Below are 18,175 nucleotides of genomic sequence, written 5' to 3' on the forward strand. Positions count from 1 at the left end.
CGCACGTCGCAGACTGTCGGTCATGGAAGCGACGACACAGGGGCGGGGGCAACGGTGGCTGGCGCGTGCGTCGTTGGCCGCCGCGGCGGGCGCCGTGCTGGTCCTGGCCGCCTTCGCGGGGATGCGGACCTTCGCGCTGCTCGGCGCGGGGATCCTGGGGACGGCGGTCACGGCCGCCGCCGTGTGGTGGGTGCTCAGCAGGCGGGGGCCCGTGCGGTACCTGGCGCTGCTCCTGGCGCTCGCCGCGCCGGTCTGGGTGCTGGTCGAGTACGCCCGCGCGAACCTGGTGTGGGTGGTGCTGGTGTCGGGCGGGCTGTGGCTGCTCGCCGCGGGTGCGGGCCGGGCTGCGCTGGGGCCGCGCTCGTCCCCCGCCCCGATGCCCGAGGCGGCGGCGCCCGCGGTCCACCGCCCTGTGCTGATCATGAACCCGCGCTCGGGCGGGGGCAAGGTCGACCGTTTCGGACTGCGCGCGAAGGCCGAGCAACTGGGGGCCGAGGTCGTGCTGTTGGAGGGGCCCGAGGCGGTCGACGTGGCGGCGCTGGCCCGGGAGCGGGCCGCCGCCGGGGCGGATCTCCTCGGCGTCGCGGGCGGCGACGGCACGCAGGCACTCGTCGCGGACGTCGCCGCCGAACTCGGGCTGCCGTTCCTGGTGATCCCCGCCGGGACCCGCAACCACTTCGCCCTCGACCTGGGCCTTGACCGCGAGGACCCGGCGCAGGCGCTGGACGCGCTGGCCGACGGCGTGGAGCTGCGGGTCGACCTCGGCCGGGCGGGCGGCCACCCGTTCGTCAACAACGTCTCGTTCGGGGCCTACGCCGAGGTGGTGCAGAGCCCGGCCTACCGCGAAGGCAAGACCCGTACGACCCTCGATCTGCTGCCCGATCTGCTCGCCCGGCACAAGGGCGCGGAGCTGACGGCACGGGTCGGCGGCCACGAGGTCGCGGACCCGCAGGCGCTGTTGGTGAGCAACAACCCGTACGGCGCCCACGACATCGCGGGGCTCGGCCGGCGCACCCGCCTCGACGGCGGGATCCTCGGCTGCGTCGGCGTGCGGGTCACGAGCGCCGCGCAGGCCGCGGGGCTGCTGCGGGGCAGCCGGTCCGCCGGCGTGACGACGCGGACGGCCGCCTCGGTGATCGTCGACGCCGACCAGGACTCGATCCCCGTCGGCCTCGACGGCGAGGCGGTGCGCATGGACGTCCCCGTCCGCGTCGAAGTGCGCCCCGGCGCGCTGCGGGTGATCGTGCCGAGGCAGCGCCCGGGAACGTACCGGGAACGCCCACCGCTGGACTGGCGCGGCATCACCGGGCTCGCCCTCACCGTACGGGGGACCTAGAGCGGCGCCCCGTAGACCTTGTGCGCCTCGCGGTGTCCGTACATGGCGAGGGACCAGATCACGAGGATGTCGAGGGCGATGAGGATCGCCGACCACACGGGCTGGTACGGGGTGAAGAAGAAGTTCTCCAGCGCGCTCGCCGCGGCGATGGTCATGACGACGATCCGTGCCCAGGTGCGGCCGCTGAAGAGGCTGACCGCCGCGGCGAAGACGATGACCCCGGTGATCATCTGCACCCAGCCGCGGGCGTTGGTGTCGAAGTCGAACGCGTAGTCGTTCTGCGCTTGGTAGTAGTTTTCGTTGAGGATCGCGGCGAGGCCCGCGATCGCGTGATAGGCGCCGATGATGCCCATCACGAACGCGGCGAAGACGACTCCGCCGACGGCGGCCGGACGCACACGGGGCGCCGGCTCGGACGCTCCGGAACGCGTCTGCCCCGGCGAGATCTGCTCGGCCATGTCGCACCCTCCTCCTCGATCCCGGTGGATCCGGACTCCATGGACCCGGAGCATGCGGCCCGCACCACCGGAACCGGTTCACCCGCAGCGGATGAGCCCCGCCCCGCGCGCGGCTGTCACCCGTCCGAGGTGATGCCCTCGGAGGTGCGGTCGCCGGGAGAATGGCACGCGGGACGACGCTCCCACTGGAGGTGACGTCATGGGCGGGTCACACACGGGTCCGGGCGCCCAGCCGGCCGGAACGCCCTTCGGTGGTGGCGACTTCGAGATCCGTGTCAGGGGCAGGCTCGGGGACGCCTTCCGATCGGCGTTCGGCGAGCTGACGATCGTGCTGCGCCCCGCCGAGACGGTGCTGGTCGGCGCGGGTCTCGATCAGGCCGCCCTGTACGGGATCCTCGACCGCATCCAGGGCCTCGGCCTCGAACTCCTGGAGGTCCGCCGGCTCCCCGGGCCACGCGAGGCACGGTGACGGAGGCCGTTCGGCCCCCGCAACGGGTCGAACCTCCCTGAAAACGGCGCGGAAGAGCCCTTTCGCCGCGTTCGCGCGCACCGCACCGTGGTGGGGTGATGCCCTCCACATGGGGAGGTGAGGGGCATGCTCACAGCACCCTGCCCGCGCACCATCGACGATCCGGGGAGCACAGGGCGGGTCATGGCGCTCCGCCTTCAGCTCTGCTCGCTCCACCAGGAGAGCACGGCGGCCGACGCCGCCCTGACGACCTGCCTGATGTGGGTCGCCGGCGTCCTGGTGGAGATCGCGGGGGACGTGGCGGATCCACGGACCGCCGGTGCCCTGGTGCACCGGGCCTCGGCCGCGCTCGCCGCGGTGCCCGTCCCGCCGGGGAACGGAACGCGTCCTTCGCCGCAGCGGCTGACCGGCCGCCAACTCGCCGTGCTCCAACAGTTGCAGGAGGAGGTCCCGCTGCGGCAGATCGCCGACGATCTCTACGTCTCGTACAACACGGTCAAGAGCCACACGCGCGCCGTGTACCGGAAGCTGGGGGCGCGCTCGCGCGCCGAAGCGCTCGTCCGGGCACGGGAGTTGGGGCTCGTCTGAGGCGCGGCCCGGCCCGGCGCGCTCACACTCACACTCACACTCACACTCACACTCACAGGATCTGGAGCTCGCGGGCCCTGCGGACCGCCGCCGAGCGGCGGGACACGGCCAGTTTGCGGTAGACGCTCTTGAGGTGTGTCTTCACCGTGTTGACCGAGAGGTAGAGCTCATCGGCGATCTCCTCGGTGGTCATCATCTGCGCGAGCCGGTCGAGGACGTCGCGTTCGCGTGCGCTGAGCCGCTCGGCGGGCACCTGCGCGAACGGGTCCTGCTCGGGCGGCGCGGCGGCGCGGGCGCGGCGCGGCAGCGCGGGGCTCAGCAGCCGGGCGCAGGTGGGCGCGAGCGTCCGCTGCACCGTCTGCGGCAGCCGGGACACCGTCACCGCGTTCGCGACGGCCTCTGCGCCCCCGACCCCGCGCTCCATCGTGGCCGCGATCCGGGCGACGACCCCGCCGAGTTCGGCGAGGAACGGGTCGCGGGCCTTCCCCTGCACGCCGTCGCCGTGCGCGAGTTCGTGCCGGGCCCGGCCGGGCTCGCCGCGCGCCAGGGCGCTCCAGGCACGGACCAGGTGCAGGGTGGCGCGCGCGGGCTCGCCCGCGGTCCACGGCGGCATCGGCGGCTGGACGGCCTGGGCGGTGAGCTCGTCCGCGGCCCGGAAACGGCCGCGCAGCGCCTCCAGGAGCGCGAGTTCGACGAGGCAGTCGCGGCGCAGCGCGCCGTTCCCCGCGGCGCCCGCCGCCTTGAGCCCCCGGGTGAGGGACGCCTGGGCGGCCTTCAGGCTGCCGGCCCGCAGCTCCCCGCAGCCCCGCACGGTCAGGATGAGCGCCGGGATCTCGGGGCGCTCGGCCAGCAGGGTGTGCGGCACATGCGGTCCCGCCGCCTCCGCGTCGGCCGCCGCGGCCCCGGCGCGGCGGGGGTCGCGGCAGCGCAGCCGTTCCATCCGGATCACGGCGTGGACGAGCCGGCACCGCGCGACGCGATCGTCCTCCCCCGGCGGCAACCGGTCGAGGAGTTCGGCGGACCGCTCCAGGCTCCTGGTGCACGCCTGGTCGTCCCGGCGGGTCCTGGCGACGGCCGCCGCGAGCAGCGCGGACTCCGGTTCCTCGGCGGACGGTTCGTCGGGCGGCCGCCGTCCCGCGTCGACGGGCAGCCGGGTCCTGGCCAGGCCGAGCACCTGCCCGATCGCGAGGCGGTGCACGATGAGCCGGGCCGCCTCGTCCCAGTCGCCCGCGGCGAACAGGTGCCGCACGGCGTCGGCGAGCAGTCCGTGCCCGGCGAGCCACGTGGCGGCCGTGCGGTGCAGCGGCGCCACGAGTCCGGGCGTCTCGTGTCGCAGGCAGGTCCGCAGTACGTCGGCGAACATCTGGTGGCAGCGGTACCAGCCCTGGCCCACGGGCCGCAGGAAGGAGTTCTCCCGGACGAGCCCCGCGAACAGGGCGCCGTCGGTGTCGCCCGCGAGTTCGGCGGCCAGCTCGGCGTTCACCCGGTCGAGGACGCTCGTCGTCAGGAGCAGTCTGCGCATGCCGGGCGACTGCTGATCGAGCACCTCCTCGATCAGATAGCTGGCGATCGCCTCGTCGTCCCCCGCGAACTGCGCGACGAACCGTTCGGGGTCGCCGTGCCGCTCCATGGACATCGCGGCGAGCCGCAGCCCGGCGGCCCAGCCGTCCGCGCGCCGCCGCAGCGTGCTCACCGTCTGCTTCGTCACGTCGATGCCGTGCTGGGCGAGGAGGGCCGCCGCCTCCCGGTCGTCGAAGGCGAGGTCCGCGGTGCGTACTTCGGCGACCTCGCTGGTGAGCCGCCCGCGGTACAGGTGCAGGGGCGGGTCGCGGCGGGCGAGCACCACGAGCCGCAGCTTGTCGGGGGCGTGCCGGAGCAGATGCGTGACGCCGCGGGCGATCGGCGAGTCGAGGGCGGGCTGGAAGTCGTCGAGGACGAGGACCGCCGGTTCGTCGTGCCGGTTGAGGCAGGCGGCGAGGGTCGCGACGAGCAGCGGGCCGTCCTCGCTCGCGGCGGGTTCGGGCACCGCGACGCCCGCGGCGCGCAGCGCGCCGAACACCCGCTGCCAGAACACTCCGGGATGCTCGGCGGGCCCGTCGCAGGCGACCCAGGCGAGCGGCCAGGACGGGCGCCGGGTGTGCACCCATTCCAGGGCGAGGGCCGTCTTGCCCGCGCCCACGGGGCCGACCACGACGGTGAGCGGGCCGCGCACGCCCCTGGCCAGTTGGTCGGTCAGCCGGGGGCGCGGCACGATCCAGTCGGGCAGCGCGGGTACCGAGTCGGCCTGCTCCGCGCGCTGCTCTCCGTCCGGTGTGCGGTGTGACCACTCGGCCATGGTGTCCCTCGCTCTCGCGGCGCCGTGGACCCACACCCCCGTATGGGAGGCAAGTGTGGGGCCGGGAGCGCCGCGTCCGGCACATGCCGGACGCCATCTCACCCGGGTGAAGTTCCCGGGTGGGACGGCGCGTTGGCCGGGGGTGACCAGTGGGCCGACCGGCGACTACTTGGACTGGAGGGCCTTCACCAGCTCGTCTTCACGGTCCTTGGTGAGGGAGGTGTGGATCACGGTGGGGTTGAAGGGACGCAGCGCCTCGCGCACCCGGTCGGGAGTGGTGCGCCGGACCAGCGCGAAGACGGCGGCGCGGCCGGGTTCGAGGGCGTGCGCCGTCTCCTTGACGAAGGCGTCGTTGATGCCGATGTCGGTGAGCTTTCCCGCCAGGGCCCCGGTGGCCGCGCCCACGGCGGCGCCGAACACCGGCATCAGGAAGAGCAGTCCGAACAGCGAGCCCCACAGGGCGCCGCCGGCCGCTCCCGCCCCGGTGGTGCTGTGCGTCTGGTGGACATGGATCTTGCCGTCCATGGTGCGCCAGGCCACGGCCGCGTCCTCGAGGTCCAGCAGTTCCTGCCGGGACATCTCGCCGGCCAGGCGCATCACCGATTCGGCCTTTTCCTTGTCCGAGAATCCGAGTACGACGAGTTCGGCCATCAGGTCCTCCTGGGACGGTTGCCGGGTTTGGGTACGGAAGTGGGTTTGGGGGCGACCGGTTCGCCCAGGCGCCGGGCGGCGGCGGCGAGTTCGACGGCCACGGGCTCCAGGGCCTCCTCGGTGAGGAAGCCCTCGGCGACGGGCACCCCACCGGCGTCCCTGACCGCCTTGCGCAGATACTTCGCCCAGACGTGTTCGAGCAGGATGTACGCGGCCGAGGTGCCCGGGTCCTGGGCGTCGGCCGTCTCCCTGATGTCGGCGGTGCTCAGCCCGAACGCGTTGCCCTCGGCCAGGCTCGGATAGGTGTCCTGTACCGCGCGCATCCGCTCCCTGGAGATTCCGAGCAGGGCGGCGACGGTCTCGCCCATCCCCTCCTGCTGGAAGTCGAGGGAGAACAGGTCACCACCGGGCTCCTTGGCCACGAAGAGCATGTCGAGGACGCGGATCTGTTCGTTCGCCTCGAGAATCGCCAGTTCCTCGACGATCCGCCCCTCGAACTTGGCCTCGGGCCCGAACTCGATCGTGAGCAGCTGCACCGGTCCGATGACCGCCATGGCGTCTCCCTCCGACAGTCGACGGAATCTCCACCGGCATCACAGCGGTGCCGTCCGCGCCGCGCGTCACCCGCCGTAGGTGAGCAACGCGGCCCGGACCGCGGCGACGCTGACCGCGGGAGGTGCCACGCCATGAGCGACGAACAGGCCCCCGGCCCCGACGGGACCGCTTCCGGCCCGCCGTCCGCGACCGATGCGGAACTGGAACGGCTGCGTGCCGAGGTCGAGGTGCTGCGCGACCGCGCCGGCACCGAACGCCGGCGCCGCGCCCGGACGTTCGCGGTGCGGCGCACGGTCGCCGCGATCCTGATCGCGCTCGTCGCGGTGCTCGCGGTCACCTCCGTGGTGGGCGTGTGGGGTTCGCGGACGACCCTGAACACGGACCGCTGGATCGCCACGGTGGGCCCGCTGCCCGAGGACCCGAAGGTGAACGCCGCGGTCTCCACGTACCTGGCGAACGAGATCTTCGATCAGCTCGACGTGGAACGGCGGCTGACCGATGCGCTGCCGCCCCGTGCCTCGTTCCTGGCGGGCCCGGTGACGGGGTCCGTGCACGACTTCATGCGGGAGAAGATCTCGCAGCTCATCGCGAACGAGCGGTTCCAGGAGCTGTGGCGGACCACGAACCGGTTCGCGCACGAGCGCATCGTCGCCCTCCTGGAGAAGCAGAACAAGAACGTCCAGGTGAAGGGCGACACGGTCACGCTCAACCTGCTGCCCGTGGTCAACAACCTGCTGGGCTCCCTGGAGAAGGAGATGCCGTCCGTCTTCGGCAAGAAGATCGACCTTCCGACGCTGTCCTCCGGGGAGCTGCCGCCCGGTCTGCACCAGCGGATCGAGAAGGCGATCGGGAGGGACCTGCCGGAGGACTTCGCGCAGATCCGCCTCTACAACCGGCACACGCTCGGCCAGCTCCAGGACGCGGTCGTGCTGTTCAAGCAGGCCCTCGTCGGCCTGCTGATCGGCGTCCCCGTCCTGCTCGCCCTCTCGCTGTGGGTGTCGCCGAACCGGCGGCGCACCCTGCTCCAGCTCGGTCTGTGGCTGGTGGTGACGGTCACCGTGCTGACGGCCGTCCTACGGGGTGTGCGCGACCAGTTGCTCGGCCAGCTGCCGGAGGGCGTCTACCGCGAAGGACTGCGCTCGGCGCTGTGGACCGTCTTCACGACGCTGCGGGAACGGGGCGACCAACTGCTGTGGCTCGGCGTCGCCATCGCCGTCCTCTGCTACCTGGTCGGCCCCGGGCGGCTGCCGTCCGCGCTGCGCCGGTGGACCGTGCAGGGCGCCCGCGCCACCGGCCACGGAATCGCGACGGCGGCCGAACACCTGGGCAAGGACCGGCAGTTGCGGCCGTGGCTGGCCCGGCACGCGGACGTGCTGCGCGTCGGCGGCGCCGTCGTGGCGGCCCTGGTGTCGATCCTGCTGTCGTCGTGGACCGCGCTCCTCGTCATCGCCGTGCTGCTCGCCGCGTACGAGATCGGGGTCACGCTCGCGGCCCGCGAAGGGAGCTCACCCCCGGAAGGTGAGGCACCCCCGCGGCCCCCTGCGGAGACTGGCGCCCCGGGCTGACCGAGGGGCACTTGGGAGGGTTCACATGAAGAAGGAATCGCGCGTCGGGCCGACCGGCGACGGAAGCGGACGCTCCCGACTCTGGGGCCCGTACCTGAGCGAGCGGCAGTGGGGGACGGTGCGCGAGGACTACAGCCCGGGAGGCGACGCGTGGTCGTACTTTCCGCACGACCACGCGCGTTCGCGCGCCTACCGGTGGGGCGAGGACGGCCTCGGCGGCATCTGCGACGAGAAGCAGCGCCTGTGCCTCTCGGTCGCCCTGTGGAACGGCCGCGACCCCATCCTCAAGGAGCGCGCCTTCGGCCTGACCAACGCGGAGGGCAACCACGGCGAGGACGTCAAGGAGTACTACTTCTACCTCGATGCCACGCCCAGCCACTCCTACCTGAAATACCTGTACAAGTATCCGCAGGCCCCGTACCCGTACAACGACCTCGTCGCCGTCAACGGCTCGCGTTCCCGGCAGGAGTTCGAGTACGAGCTGCTCGACACCGGGGTCTTCGCCGAGCAGCGGTACTTCGACGTGACGGTCGAGTACGCCAAGGCGGATCACGACGACATCCTGATGCGGATCACCGTCGACAACCGGGGGCCGGACGAGGCGACGCTGCACGTGCTGCCGACACTGTGGTTCCGCAACACCTGGTCGTGGGGCGAGCATGCGAGCCCGGCGCCCAAACCCGTGCTGCGGGCGGCCGAGGGGCCGCGCTCCACCCGCACGATCCGCGCCGACCATCCGGAGCTCGGCAGCTACGACCTGCGCTGCGGCGCCTCGGCCGAGCTGCTGTTCACGGAGAACGAGACCGACAAGGCACGCCTGTTCGGCACGGCGAGCGACACCACGTACGTCAAGGACGGCATCGGCCGGCACGTCGTCGAGGGCGAGCCGCACACCGTCAACCCGACGCAGGAGGGCACCAAGGCCGCCGCCCACCACACGCTCACCGTGCCCGCCGGCGGGTCCGAGACGTTGCGGCTGCGTCTCGGTCCCGCCGGTGCCCAGCTCACGCTGGCCCGCGGCTTCGACTCGGTGTTCCGGGACCGGATCGCCGAAGCGGACGCGTTCTACGGGGAGTTGACGCCGAAGGGGGCGGGCGAGGACGAGGCGCGGGTGCTGCGCCAGGCGCTGGCCGGGATGCTGTGGTCCAAGCAGTACTACGCGTTCGACCTGGAGACGTGGCTCGCCGAGCACCATCTGACGCCGTGGAGCCTGCCGAAGCCCGGCGTGCGCAACCGCGAGTGGTTCCACATGGTCAGCGACGACATCGTGTCCATGCCGGACAAGTGGGAGTACCCGTGGTTCGCGGCCTGGGACCTCGCCTTCCACGCGGTGGCCCTGTCCGTCGTCGACATCGACTTCGCCAAGCAGCAGCTCGAACTCCTGCTGCGGGACTCCTTCCTGCACCCCAACGGGCAGATCCCGGCCTACGAGTGGAGCTTCGGCGACGTCAATCCGCCGGTGCACGCCTGGGCCGCGTACTTCGTGTACACGGTGGAGAAGGAGACGACCGGCCACGCCGATCACGCGTTCCTGGAGCGCACCTTCCAAAAGCTCCTGACGAACTTCACGTGGTGGGTCAACCGCAAGGACCCGAGCGGCCGCAATGTCTTCCAGGGCGGCTTCCTCGGCCTCGACAACATCGGCGTCTTCGACCGCAGCGCGCCGCTGCCCACCGGCGGCTCCCTGGAGCAGGCCGACGGCACGGCGTGGATGGCCCTGTACTGCCAGTCGATGCTGCAGATCGCCCTCGAACTCGTCGAGCACAACGAGACGTACGACGAACTGGTCCTGAAGTTCGTCGAGCACTATCTGTGGATCTCCGCGTCCATGGACCGGCTCGGCGACCTCGGCGACGAACTGTGGGACGAGGAGGACGGGTTCTTCTACGATGTGCTGCGGCTGCCCGACGGGCAGGCGGTGCGCCTGAAGGTCCGCTCGATGGTCGGCCTGCTGCCGCTGTGCGCGTCCACCGTCTTCCAGCCGCAGCAGTTGGACCGGCTGTCCGGTCTCGGCGATCGACTCCAGCGGTTCGCCGCGCGCCACCCGTCCCTGTCGGTGACGCTGTCGCAGGCGACGGCCGGGAAGGCGGGCGGGCCCCGGCTCCTCTCCGTCGTCGACGAGAAGAAGCTGGTGCGCGTACTGTCCCGGATGCTGTCGGAGGACGAGTTCCTCAGCCCGTACGGGATCAGGGCGCTGTCCCGGTACCACGCGGAGCACCCCTACACGTTCTGGGTGCACGGCCAGGAGTACAAGGTCGGCTATCTGCCCGCCGAGTCCGACACCGGCATGTTCGGCGGCAACTCCAACTGGCGCGGCCCGGTGTGGCTGCCGATGAACGCGCTGGTCATCCGCTCCCTGCTGCATCTGTACGGCTTCTACGGCGACGAGCTCACCGTCGAGTGCCCGACGGGCTCCGGGGTGCGCATGAACCTGTTCGAGGTCGCGCAGGAGATCTCCACGCGGCTCGGCCGGATCTTCCTGCGCGACGAGGACGGGCACCGCCCGGTCTACGGCGGACAGCCGCTCTTCCGGGACGACCCGCACTGGCGCGACCTCATCAGCTTCTACGAGTACTTCCACGGCGACAACGGGGCCGGGATCGGCGCCTCGCACCAGACGGGGTGGACGGGTCTCGTCGCCGCCCTGATGAAGATCTTCGGCACGCTCGGCCCCGACGCCTTCCGGCCGCGGACCACGAGGAGGTAGCAGCGATGGCCGCTTTGCCGACACAGCCCGTGATCCACGAGGTCAACACCCGTGTGTGGCTACGGGAGACAGGACGGCGGCTCGGCCGCGAGATCGGACTCGCGGACGTGCCCAAGGACCTCTGGGACGAGCTCACCCCGTCCGGGGTCGACATCGTCTGGCTGATGGGCGTGTGGGAGCGCAGCCCGCAGGGCCGCGCCATCGCCCTGCAGAACCCCGCGCTGCGCTCCGCGTTCGAGGCGGCCGTCCCCGGCATCGGCGAGCAGGACATCGCGGGCTCCCCGTACTGCATCCGCCGCTACGAGGTGGACGGGGCGCTCGGCGGGGCCGTCGGCCTCACCGCGGCGCGCGCCGAACTCGACCGCCGGGGCGTCGGCCTGCTGCTCGACTACGTGCCGAACCATGTGGCCCCGGACAACCCCTGGGTGGGTGAGTACCCGGAGCTGTTCGTGCGCGGTGACAGCGAGGACCTGCGGCGGGATCCGGACGGCTTCCTCGACACGGGACGCGCGGTGCTCGCGCGGGGGCGGGACCCGTTCTTCCCGCCGTGGCCCGACGTCGTGCAACTCAACGCGTTCGCACCGGAGTTGCGGCGTTCGACCGTCGAGATCCTCGACCACATCGGCCGGTTCTGCGACGGGGTGCGCTGCGACATGGCGATGCTGCTGACGAACGACGTCTTCCAGCGCACCTGGGGCGAGCGCGCTGGGCAGCGACCCGTGGAGGAGTTCTGGGTCGAGGTGATCGGCGCGGTGCACCGCGAGCGCCCGGACATGCTGTTCGCGGCGGAGGCGTACTGGGACCTCGAATGGGCGCTTCAGCAGCAGGGCTTCGACTTCTGCTACGACAAGCGGCTCTACGACCGGATCCTCGCGCATGACGCCGCGTCCGTGCGGGCCCATCTGCACGCCGACGAGACGTACCAGCGCCGGCTCGTCCGCTTCCTGGAGAACCACGACGAGCCCCGCGCCGCGCACACCCTGCCGCCGGAGAAGGAGCGTGCGGCGGCCGCCCTGATCGCCACGTTGCCCGGCGCGACGCTGTGGCACGAGGGCCAGTTCACCGGGCGCCGCGTGCAGCTGCCGGTCTTCCTCGACCGGCGCCCCGACGAGCCGGTGGACGACGAGCTGCGCTCCTTCCACGAGCGGCTGCTCTCGGCCGTGCACCACAGCGGCATGCGCACGGGCAGTTGGCGGCTCCTCGACTGCGCGGGCTGGCCGGACAACGACTCGGCCGCGGCGCTGATCGCGTCGTGCTGGACGGGTCCGGCGGGCCGCTTCCTGACGGTGGTCAACCTCTCCGACCATCGGGCCCAGGCCCGGATCCACCTTCCGTGGCCCGAACTCGGCGCGGGCAACTGGCAGTTGACCAGCCTCCTCGGCGCGGACCGCTACGAGCGCTCGGGCGCGGAGCTGCTGGACAGCGGCCTGTACGTGGACCTGGCGCCGTGGGGTATGCACTTGCTGGCCGCGGAAGCGTGACCCCTTCAAGCCCCGCCGGCGATTGAGGCGCGGGGTCCGGGGCGGAGCCCCGAGACCTCGCCCCCGGCCGCCGTCACCAGTCCACCCCGGCCCGCGCCCGATACGCCTCCACCGCACTCTCCACCGTGGGGAAGAACGCCTCCGGGCCGAACGCCTGGGCGAGCCCGTACCGCTCCACCTTCCGCCGCACCGGATCCTTCAACTCGGCGAACACCAGGTCCACACCCCGCCCGCGCAGCACCTCGTCGAGCTCCTCCAGGACATCCGCCGCGGTCGTGTCCACATCGGTCACCGGCTCGGCCGCGATCACCACACACCGCGGCTCCGCCGCATCCCGCACCGCCCGCAACACCTCGTCGCGGAACGACTTCGCGTTGGCGAAGAACAGCGGCGCGTCGAACCGCAGCAGCACAAGACCCGGCAGGCGCTGCGCATCGGGGTGGGAGCGCACGTCGTGGTACCCCTCAAGTCCCGCCACCCGCCCGAGCACCGTGCTGTACGGCCACCACGCACGCCGGAAGACGTTCAGGATCGACAGGCCGACCGCGACCGCGATCCCCGGCAGCACCCCGAGCAGCGCGACGCCGAGGAACGCGGCCATGCACAGCCAGAACTCGGCCTTGCGCTGCCGCCAAAGCCGCCCCGCGCCCGACAGGTCGGCCAGCGAAAGCGACGCCGTGATGACGACGGCGGCGAGCGCGGGCTGCGGCAGATTCCGGAAGAGCCCCGGCAGCAGTACGAGCATCAGCAGGATGAGCCCCGCCCCCACGAGTCCCGTCAACTGCGTTCTGGCGCCCGCCCGTTCGGCCACGGCGGTCCGCGATCCGCTGGTGCTCACGGGGAAGCCCTGGAAGAGACCCGCGGCCGCGTTCGCCGCGCCGATGGCGATCATCTCGTCGTTGCCGCGGACCTCCTGGCCGCTGCGGTTCGCGAACGCGGAGGCGTTGGAGATGGTGTCGGCGAGGGAGACGAGCGCGATGCCGAGGGCGCCGACGAACAGCGGGCCCAGGTCGTCCCAGCGGATGTCGGGGACGGTGAACGGCGGCAGCCCCTTCGGCAGTCGGCCGACCAGCTTGACCCCGTGCTCCCCGAGGTCGAACGCGACGGTCGCGCCGATGGCGAGCACCACCATCACGAGGACGGCGGGCACCTTCGGCACCAGCCGTTGCAGCAGCAGGACGAGCACGATGCAGCAGCCACCCACGGCCACCGCGGCCGGCACCGTCGCCCCGTCGGCCAATTTGCGTACCAGAGCGTCCAGTTCGCCGATCAGGCCGTCCGCGTCCACGGAGAACCCGAACAGCTTCGGCAGCTGGCCGACGAGGATGGTCAGGGCGAGGCCGTTCATGTAGCCGATCATCGTGGGCTTGGAGATGAGGTCGGCGATGAAGCCCAGCCGTGCCACGCCCGCCAGGATCGTGATCGCCCCGACCATCAGGGCGAGCACCGAGGCGAGGGCGACCGCCCGCTCGCTGTCGCCGCCCGAGGCGACCAGCGGCAGGATCGTCGCCGCGATCATCGGCCCGAGCGAGGAGTCGGGGCCGAGAACGAGGATCCGGGAAGGGCCCGCGACGGCGTACGCGAGCAGGCACATCACCGACGTATAGAGCCCGGTGATCGCCGGAAGCCCGGCCAGTTCGGCGTACGCCATGCCCTGCGGCACCAGGAGCGTGGTCAGGACGACGCCCGCGACCAGGTCCTTGACCAGCCAGGAACGTTGATAGCCGCGCAGGGTCCGGACTCCGGGCGGCACCGGCACGGTTCCCCGCACCGCCTGCTCACCTCCGCCGGGCGATCAGCTTGCCCAGCTCCCACAGCGCGAGGAGCGCTAGGGCGGGCAGCAGCGCCCAGCCGAACTGTCCGATGTGCAGGGGGACGGTGCCGAGCAACCGGTTGAAGGCATCGGTCTGTGTGACGAGCACGGCGAGCACGAACTCGCCCAGGATCGTCCAGTTGAGCTGTTTGCTGTCGAAGGTGTCGACGGTGAGCGCGGTCTCCGTCTGGCTGCGGCACTCGACGGCGGCCACGATCAGGCACAGCGCGAACGCCGCGAACGCGATGGAGTTGCCGATGCGGGCGCTGTCGTAGCGGGCCTCGCCGAGCTTGATCAGGCTCAGCAGCGCGACGGCGATGCCGGCGCCCACGAGCCCCACGGTGAGCATCAGCGCCGGCGTCATCACCGGTTCGCCGCGCGGTCGCGGGCGCCGCGTCATGAGCCCCGCGCCGACCCGGTCGAAGCCGAGGGAGAAGCCGAAGGCCGCGTTGACGACGAAGTGGATCCACAGCACCTGCGCGGGGTTGAACGGCTCGGCGTCCGCGATGTCGAAGAGCGAGGCGCCGAGGAACGTCAGCACGAACACGACCAGCAGGATCAGCACGAAGCGGATGTACTTGGTGAGGTTGTCGTAGATCTTGCGGCCCTGCTCCACCGCGTGAACGATCGTGGCGAAGTTGTCGTCGGACAGAATCATCCGCCCGGCGTTCTTGGCCACCTCCGTGCCGGATCCCATGGCGACGCCTATGTCGGCGGCCTTGATGGCGGGCGCGTCGTTGACGCCGTCGCCGGTCATGGCGACCACGTCGCCCTTCTTCTTCAGCGTCTCGGCGAGCAGCACCTTGTGCTCGGGCGCGACTCGCCCGAGGACTCCGATCCGGTCGATGCGACTCAGCCGCTCCTCCTCGGGCAGCGCCGCGAACTCGGCGCCGAGGATCGCCTCGCCGCCGATCCCGATCTGCTCGGCGATCGCCGCGCCGGTGATCACGTCGTCGCCGGTCACCATGCGTACGCGGATATGGGCGGCCTGCGCGGCGGCCACGGCGGCCTTCGACTCGGGGCGCGCCGGGTCGACCATGCCGACGAGGCTCGTGACCCGCAATCCCTTTATCTCGTCCAGGAGTTGACCGTCCGGCTTGAACGTCGACGGGTCGATGTCGCGCGTCGCGGCGGCCATCACCCGGCGGCCCGCCCGCTCCATCCGCTCGACCTCGGCGTCGGCCCGGCCGCGCAGTTCCGCGTCGAAGGCGATACCGGTGCCGCCCGACAGGGCCGTGGTGGTGCGCGCGAGCACGGCGGGGGCGGCTCCCTTGACGAAGCAGCGCACGACGGGCCGCCCCTGCCCGTCGTGCGCCGCATGGAAGGTGGCCATCAGTTTGTACGCCGGGTCGAACGGCAGGGTGGCGAGGCGGGGCAGCCGCTCGCGCGTGGCGGCCACGTCGAGGCCCGCCTTGTGGCCGAGCACGAGCAGTGCGCCCTCGGTGGGGTCGCCCACCACTTCGCCGTCGATGAGCGAGGCGTCGCTGGCGACGAGGTACGGAAGGATCGCGTCCTCGATGCCGGGCGAGCCGCCCGCGGCATGGTGGATCCGGCCCTCAAGGCCGTAGCCCGTGCCCGAGACGGTGTACCGGTCGAAGGCGTCGACGACCTCGACGACGGTCATCTGATTCATCGTCAGGGTGCCGGTCTTGTCGGAGTTCACGGCCGACGTGAAGCCCAGCGTCTCCACGGACGGCAGGTCCTTGACGATCGCGTTCCGCTTCGCCAGGTCGAGCCCGCCCATCGAGAGGATGGTCTGCGTCACCGTCGGCAGCGCCTCGGGCACCGCGGCGATGGCGAGGGACACCGCGCTGACGAACAGCGCGTCCCAGGGCTCGTCGCGGCCGCGGCCGAGTGCGAACATCACGACCATGGTGAGCGCGGCCGCCCCGACGATCCACAGGGTGAGCCGGTTCAACTCCTTGGACAGCGGCGACATTTCACGCCGCGTCGCCGTCAACATCCCGGAGATACGGCCCAGTTCGGTGGCGGCACCGGTGGCGGTCACGAGCAGCACGCCGCTGCCGTGCGTCACCGGAGTGGTCATGAACGCCATGTCGCTCTGGTCGGCCGGGCCCAGCTCCCCGCCGGGCACCGGGTTCGCGTCCTTGGCCGCGGGCACGCTCTCGCCGGTGAGCGCCGACTCGTCGATCTGCAGTGCGCTCGCCGCGACGAGCCGGCCGTCCGCCGGCACCTCGTCCCCCGCGGCGAGCAGCACCACATCCCCGACGACCACGTCCTCCGCGGGGATCTCGGCCTCCCTTCCGTCCCTGCGCACCCGCGCGGTGGCCTTCGTCATCGCCTTCAGGGCGTTCATGGCGCTGTCCGCCTTGCCCTCCTGGCGCAGGCCGATGACCGCGTTCACGACGGACAGGGCGAGCAGCACCACCGCCGTGCCCCACTCCTGGATGGCGAGCGACACGATCGCGGACACGACGAGGATGATCTGCATGTACGAGGTGAACTGGCCCAGGAGCCGGCGCAGCGCCGGTGTCGGCTTCTCCTCGGGCAGAGCGTTGGGCCCGTCCTCCGCGCGCCGCGCCGTCGCCCGCGCGGTGTCGAGTCCCGCCGCCGGGTCGACGCCGAGTTCGCGGGCCACCGAGTCGGCGGGCTCGGCGTGCCACAGGTGCGCGGCAGGGGCGCCGGGCCCGGTCGCCGCCGCGGTCACCGCGCCCGCCTCCCGTCCGCGTACGGGTCGGCCGCCGCCCCGCTCGGCGCCTCCTTCTCCAACTGCCGCTTCTCCAGCTCCAGTTCGTGACGGACCTCGTCATCGATGACCGGATACTGCGGATCGATGTCCATCAGGGTGTGCGCGAGCACGGCCGCCGCACAGATCCGCGCGTACCACTTGCGGTCGGCGGGCACGACGTACCAAGGGGCCCAACGGGTGCTCGTGGCGGACAACATGTCCTCGAACGCCTCCTGGTAGTCGTCCCAGCGGGCGCGCTCACGCGCGTCCGCCGCCGAGAACTTCCAGTTCCGCTCCGGTACGTCGATGCGCCTGAGGAACCGGACGCGCTGCTCCTCCTTGGACAGGTTCAGGAACAGCTTGACGACCCTGAATCCGTTGTCCGTCAGATACCGCTCCCACTCGTTGATCTCGCGGTAGCGCCTGCGCCACAGCGCCTTCCCGCTCTGCTTGCGGCCCGGAAGCCGCTGGCGGTCCAGGAGTTCGGGATGCACCCGTACCACCAGGACCTCCTCGTAGTGGGAGCGGTTGAAGACGCCGATCTCCCCGCGGCGCGGCAACGCGCAGGTGTAGCGCCAGAGATAGTCGTGGCTCAGCTCGTCGTGCGAGGGCACCTTGAACCCCGCCACGCGCACGCCCTGCGGGTTCACTCCGCTCATGACATGACGGATAGTGCCGTCCTTGCCGCCGGCGTCGAGGGCCTGCAGACACAGCAGCACGCCGTGCGTGCCCTCGGCGGCCAGCCTGCGCTGGTGGTCGGCGAGCAGGGCGACGCCCTCACCCAGCAGCGCCTTCCCCTGCCGCTTGTTCTTCAGGCCCGACTTGCGTGCGGGATCGAAGTCCTTGGCCAGGTGCACCTTCGCTCCGGGCTCGACCCGCAGGGGTGCGATGAACTCGGCGATCCGCTCGGCCCGCTTGTCCTTCATGAGCCACCCCGGTCAGTACAGCGTGTCCCGCTTCACCACGCACAGGCCCCAGATCACGAGCGCGTTGATCGCGATCAGCGTCAGGGACCAGAACGGGTAGTACGGAATGGAGAGGAAGTTCCCGATCAGGATCAGGACGGCGAGGAGCACGCCGAGGATCCTGGCCCACTTCATCGCGACGAACAGGCCGAAGCTGACGGCCACGGCGACCGCGCCGAGGAGCATGTGGATCCAGCCCCAGGCCGTGAGGTCGAACTCGAAGGTGTAGTCGGGCGTGCGGAGGAACACGTTGTCCTTGAGAACCGCCATCAGGCCGCGGCAGAAGCCCAGGATCCCGGAGATGAAGAGCATCACCGCCGCGAAGATGGTCAGCCCGCCGGCGGCCGCGTCTTTCGCGCTGCCCATCCCGTGCTGCGAAGTGGTCGAGGTGGCCATCACAGGACCCCCAAGTATTGAGGAGGGTGCCGATTGCACCGCTGTGCCGCCGAGTGTCACGGCCCGGCGGCAACCGGGTCGTCACCCTTCGGGGGTGACGACCGCGCGGGGCGACGCCCGGAGTCTGTCGGGAGTTCGAGGGCAGGACCCGGGCCCGCGATGAAGCG

The 18,175-nt window shown here is 71.7% G+C and carries 14 protein-coding genes; 6 read left to right on the top strand and 8 right to left on the bottom strand.

Annotation, left to right across the window (positions count from 1 at the left end; all coding sequences use genetic code 11):
• The first annotated feature begins 22 nt into the window (after positions 1-22).
• The gene (locus OKJ99_RS06445; protein ID WP_326014792.1) at positions 23-1,336 is read left to right on the top strand and encodes a diacylglycerol/lipid kinase family protein; all 1,314 of its coding nucleotides are present in this window, start codon (positions 23-25) and stop codon (positions 1,334-1,336) included.
• On the opposite strand, the gene OKJ99_RS06450 is transcribed toward OKJ99_RS06445, so the two are convergent.
• Positions 1,333-1,794 carry a DUF7144 family membrane protein gene (locus OKJ99_RS06450; protein ID WP_326014793.1) on the bottom strand — a complete coding sequence of 154 codons (462 nt, stop codon included), beginning with the start codon at positions 1,792-1,794 and terminating at the stop codon, positions 1,333-1,335. The genes OKJ99_RS06445 and OKJ99_RS06450 overlap by 4 nt on opposite strands.
• 199 nt (positions 1,795-1,993) lie before the next feature.
• Here OKJ99_RS06450 and OKJ99_RS06455 point away from each other — a divergent pair, with 199 nt between their 5' ends.
• Both OKJ99_RS06455 and OKJ99_RS06460 read left to right on the top strand, forming a co-directional pair.
• Positions 1,994-2,263 carry a hypothetical protein gene (locus OKJ99_RS06455; protein WP_326014794.1) on the top strand — a complete coding sequence of 90 codons (270 nt, stop codon included), beginning with the start codon at positions 1,994-1,996 and terminating at the stop codon, positions 2,261-2,263.
• Positions 2,264-2,389: 126 nt separating this feature from the next.
• Positions 2,390-2,851: a response regulator transcription factor gene (locus OKJ99_RS06460; protein ID WP_326014795.1), complete on the top strand. Its 462-nt coding sequence runs from the start codon at positions 2,390-2,392 to the stop codon at positions 2,849-2,851.
• 52 nt (positions 2,852-2,903) lie between these two features.
• On the opposite strand, the gene OKJ99_RS06465 is transcribed toward OKJ99_RS06460, so the two are convergent.
• The 3 genes from OKJ99_RS06465 to OKJ99_RS06475 all read right to left on the bottom strand — a co-directional run bounded on the left by OKJ99_RS06465 (position 2,904) and on the right by OKJ99_RS06475 (position 6,391).
• Positions 2,904-5,186, bottom strand: a complete 2,283-nt coding sequence (locus OKJ99_RS06465; protein WP_326014796.1) for a LuxR C-terminal-related transcriptional regulator — start codon at positions 5,184-5,186, stop codon at positions 2,904-2,906.
• Positions 5,187-5,351: 165 nt separating this feature from the next.
• On the bottom strand, positions 5,352-5,837 hold the full coding sequence (locus tag OKJ99_RS06470) for a DUF1269 domain-containing protein (RefSeq protein ID WP_326014797.1): 486 nt from the start codon (positions 5,835-5,837) through the stop codon (positions 5,352-5,354).
• Positions 5,837-6,391, bottom strand: a complete 555-nt coding sequence (locus OKJ99_RS06475) for a DUF1269 domain-containing protein (RefSeq protein WP_326014798.1) — start codon at positions 6,389-6,391, stop codon at positions 5,837-5,839. The genes OKJ99_RS06470 and OKJ99_RS06475 overlap by 1 nt, the downstream gene beginning before the upstream one ends.
• 132 nt (positions 6,392-6,523) lie before the next feature.
• On the opposite strand from OKJ99_RS06475, the gene OKJ99_RS06480 reads away from it, so the two are divergent.
• The 3 genes from OKJ99_RS06480 to OKJ99_RS06490 are packed head-to-tail and all read left to right on the top strand — an operon-like array spanning position 6,524 to position 12,145.
• Positions 6,524-7,957 carry a hypothetical protein gene (locus tag OKJ99_RS06480; protein WP_326014799.1) on the top strand — a complete coding sequence of 478 codons (1,434 nt, stop codon included), beginning with the start codon at positions 6,524-6,526 and terminating at the stop codon, positions 7,955-7,957.
• Positions 7,958-7,982: 25 nt separating this feature from the next.
• A complete protein-coding gene (locus OKJ99_RS06485; protein WP_326014800.1) occupies positions 7,983-10,664 on the top strand; it encodes an MGH1-like glycoside hydrolase domain-containing protein in 2,682 nt (893 codons plus the stop codon).
• Positions 10,665-10,669: 5 nt separating this feature from the next.
• A complete protein-coding gene (locus tag OKJ99_RS06490; protein WP_326014801.1) occupies positions 10,670-12,145 on the top strand; it encodes an alpha-amylase family protein in 1,476 nt (491 codons plus the stop codon).
• Positions 12,146-12,218: 73 nt separating this feature from the next.
• Here OKJ99_RS06490 and OKJ99_RS06495 read toward each other — a convergent pair whose 3' ends face one another.
• Genes OKJ99_RS06495 through OKJ99_RS06510 form a run of 4 tightly spaced genes read right to left on the bottom strand, consistent with a single transcriptional unit; the run spans position 12,219 to position 18,008 of the window.
• Positions 12,219-13,916: a SulP family inorganic anion transporter gene (locus OKJ99_RS06495; protein ID WP_326014802.1), complete on the bottom strand. Its 1,698-nt coding sequence runs from the start codon at positions 13,914-13,916 to the stop codon at positions 12,219-12,221.
• 7 nt (positions 13,917-13,923) lie between these two features.
• Positions 13,924-16,626, bottom strand: a complete 2,703-nt coding sequence (locus OKJ99_RS06500; protein WP_407700652.1) for a cation-translocating P-type ATPase — start codon at positions 16,624-16,626, stop codon at positions 13,924-13,926.
• A complete protein-coding gene (locus tag OKJ99_RS06505; RefSeq protein WP_326014803.1) occupies positions 16,623-17,573 on the bottom strand; it encodes a polyphosphate kinase 2 family protein in 951 nt (316 codons plus the stop codon). Before OKJ99_RS06505 ends, OKJ99_RS06500 begins: the two co-directional genes overlap by 4 nt.
• 12 nt (positions 17,574-17,585) lie before the next feature.
• Positions 17,586-18,008, bottom strand: a complete 423-nt coding sequence (locus OKJ99_RS06510; protein ID WP_326014805.1) for a DUF7144 family membrane protein — start codon at positions 18,006-18,008, stop codon at positions 17,586-17,588.
• Positions 18,009-18,175: the final 167 nt, after the last annotated feature.

Origin of the sequence: Streptomyces endophyticus, assembly GCF_035798155.1 — a bacterium.
GTDB lineage: Bacteria > Actinomycetota > Actinomycetes > Streptomycetales > Streptomycetaceae > Streptomyces > Streptomyces endophyticus.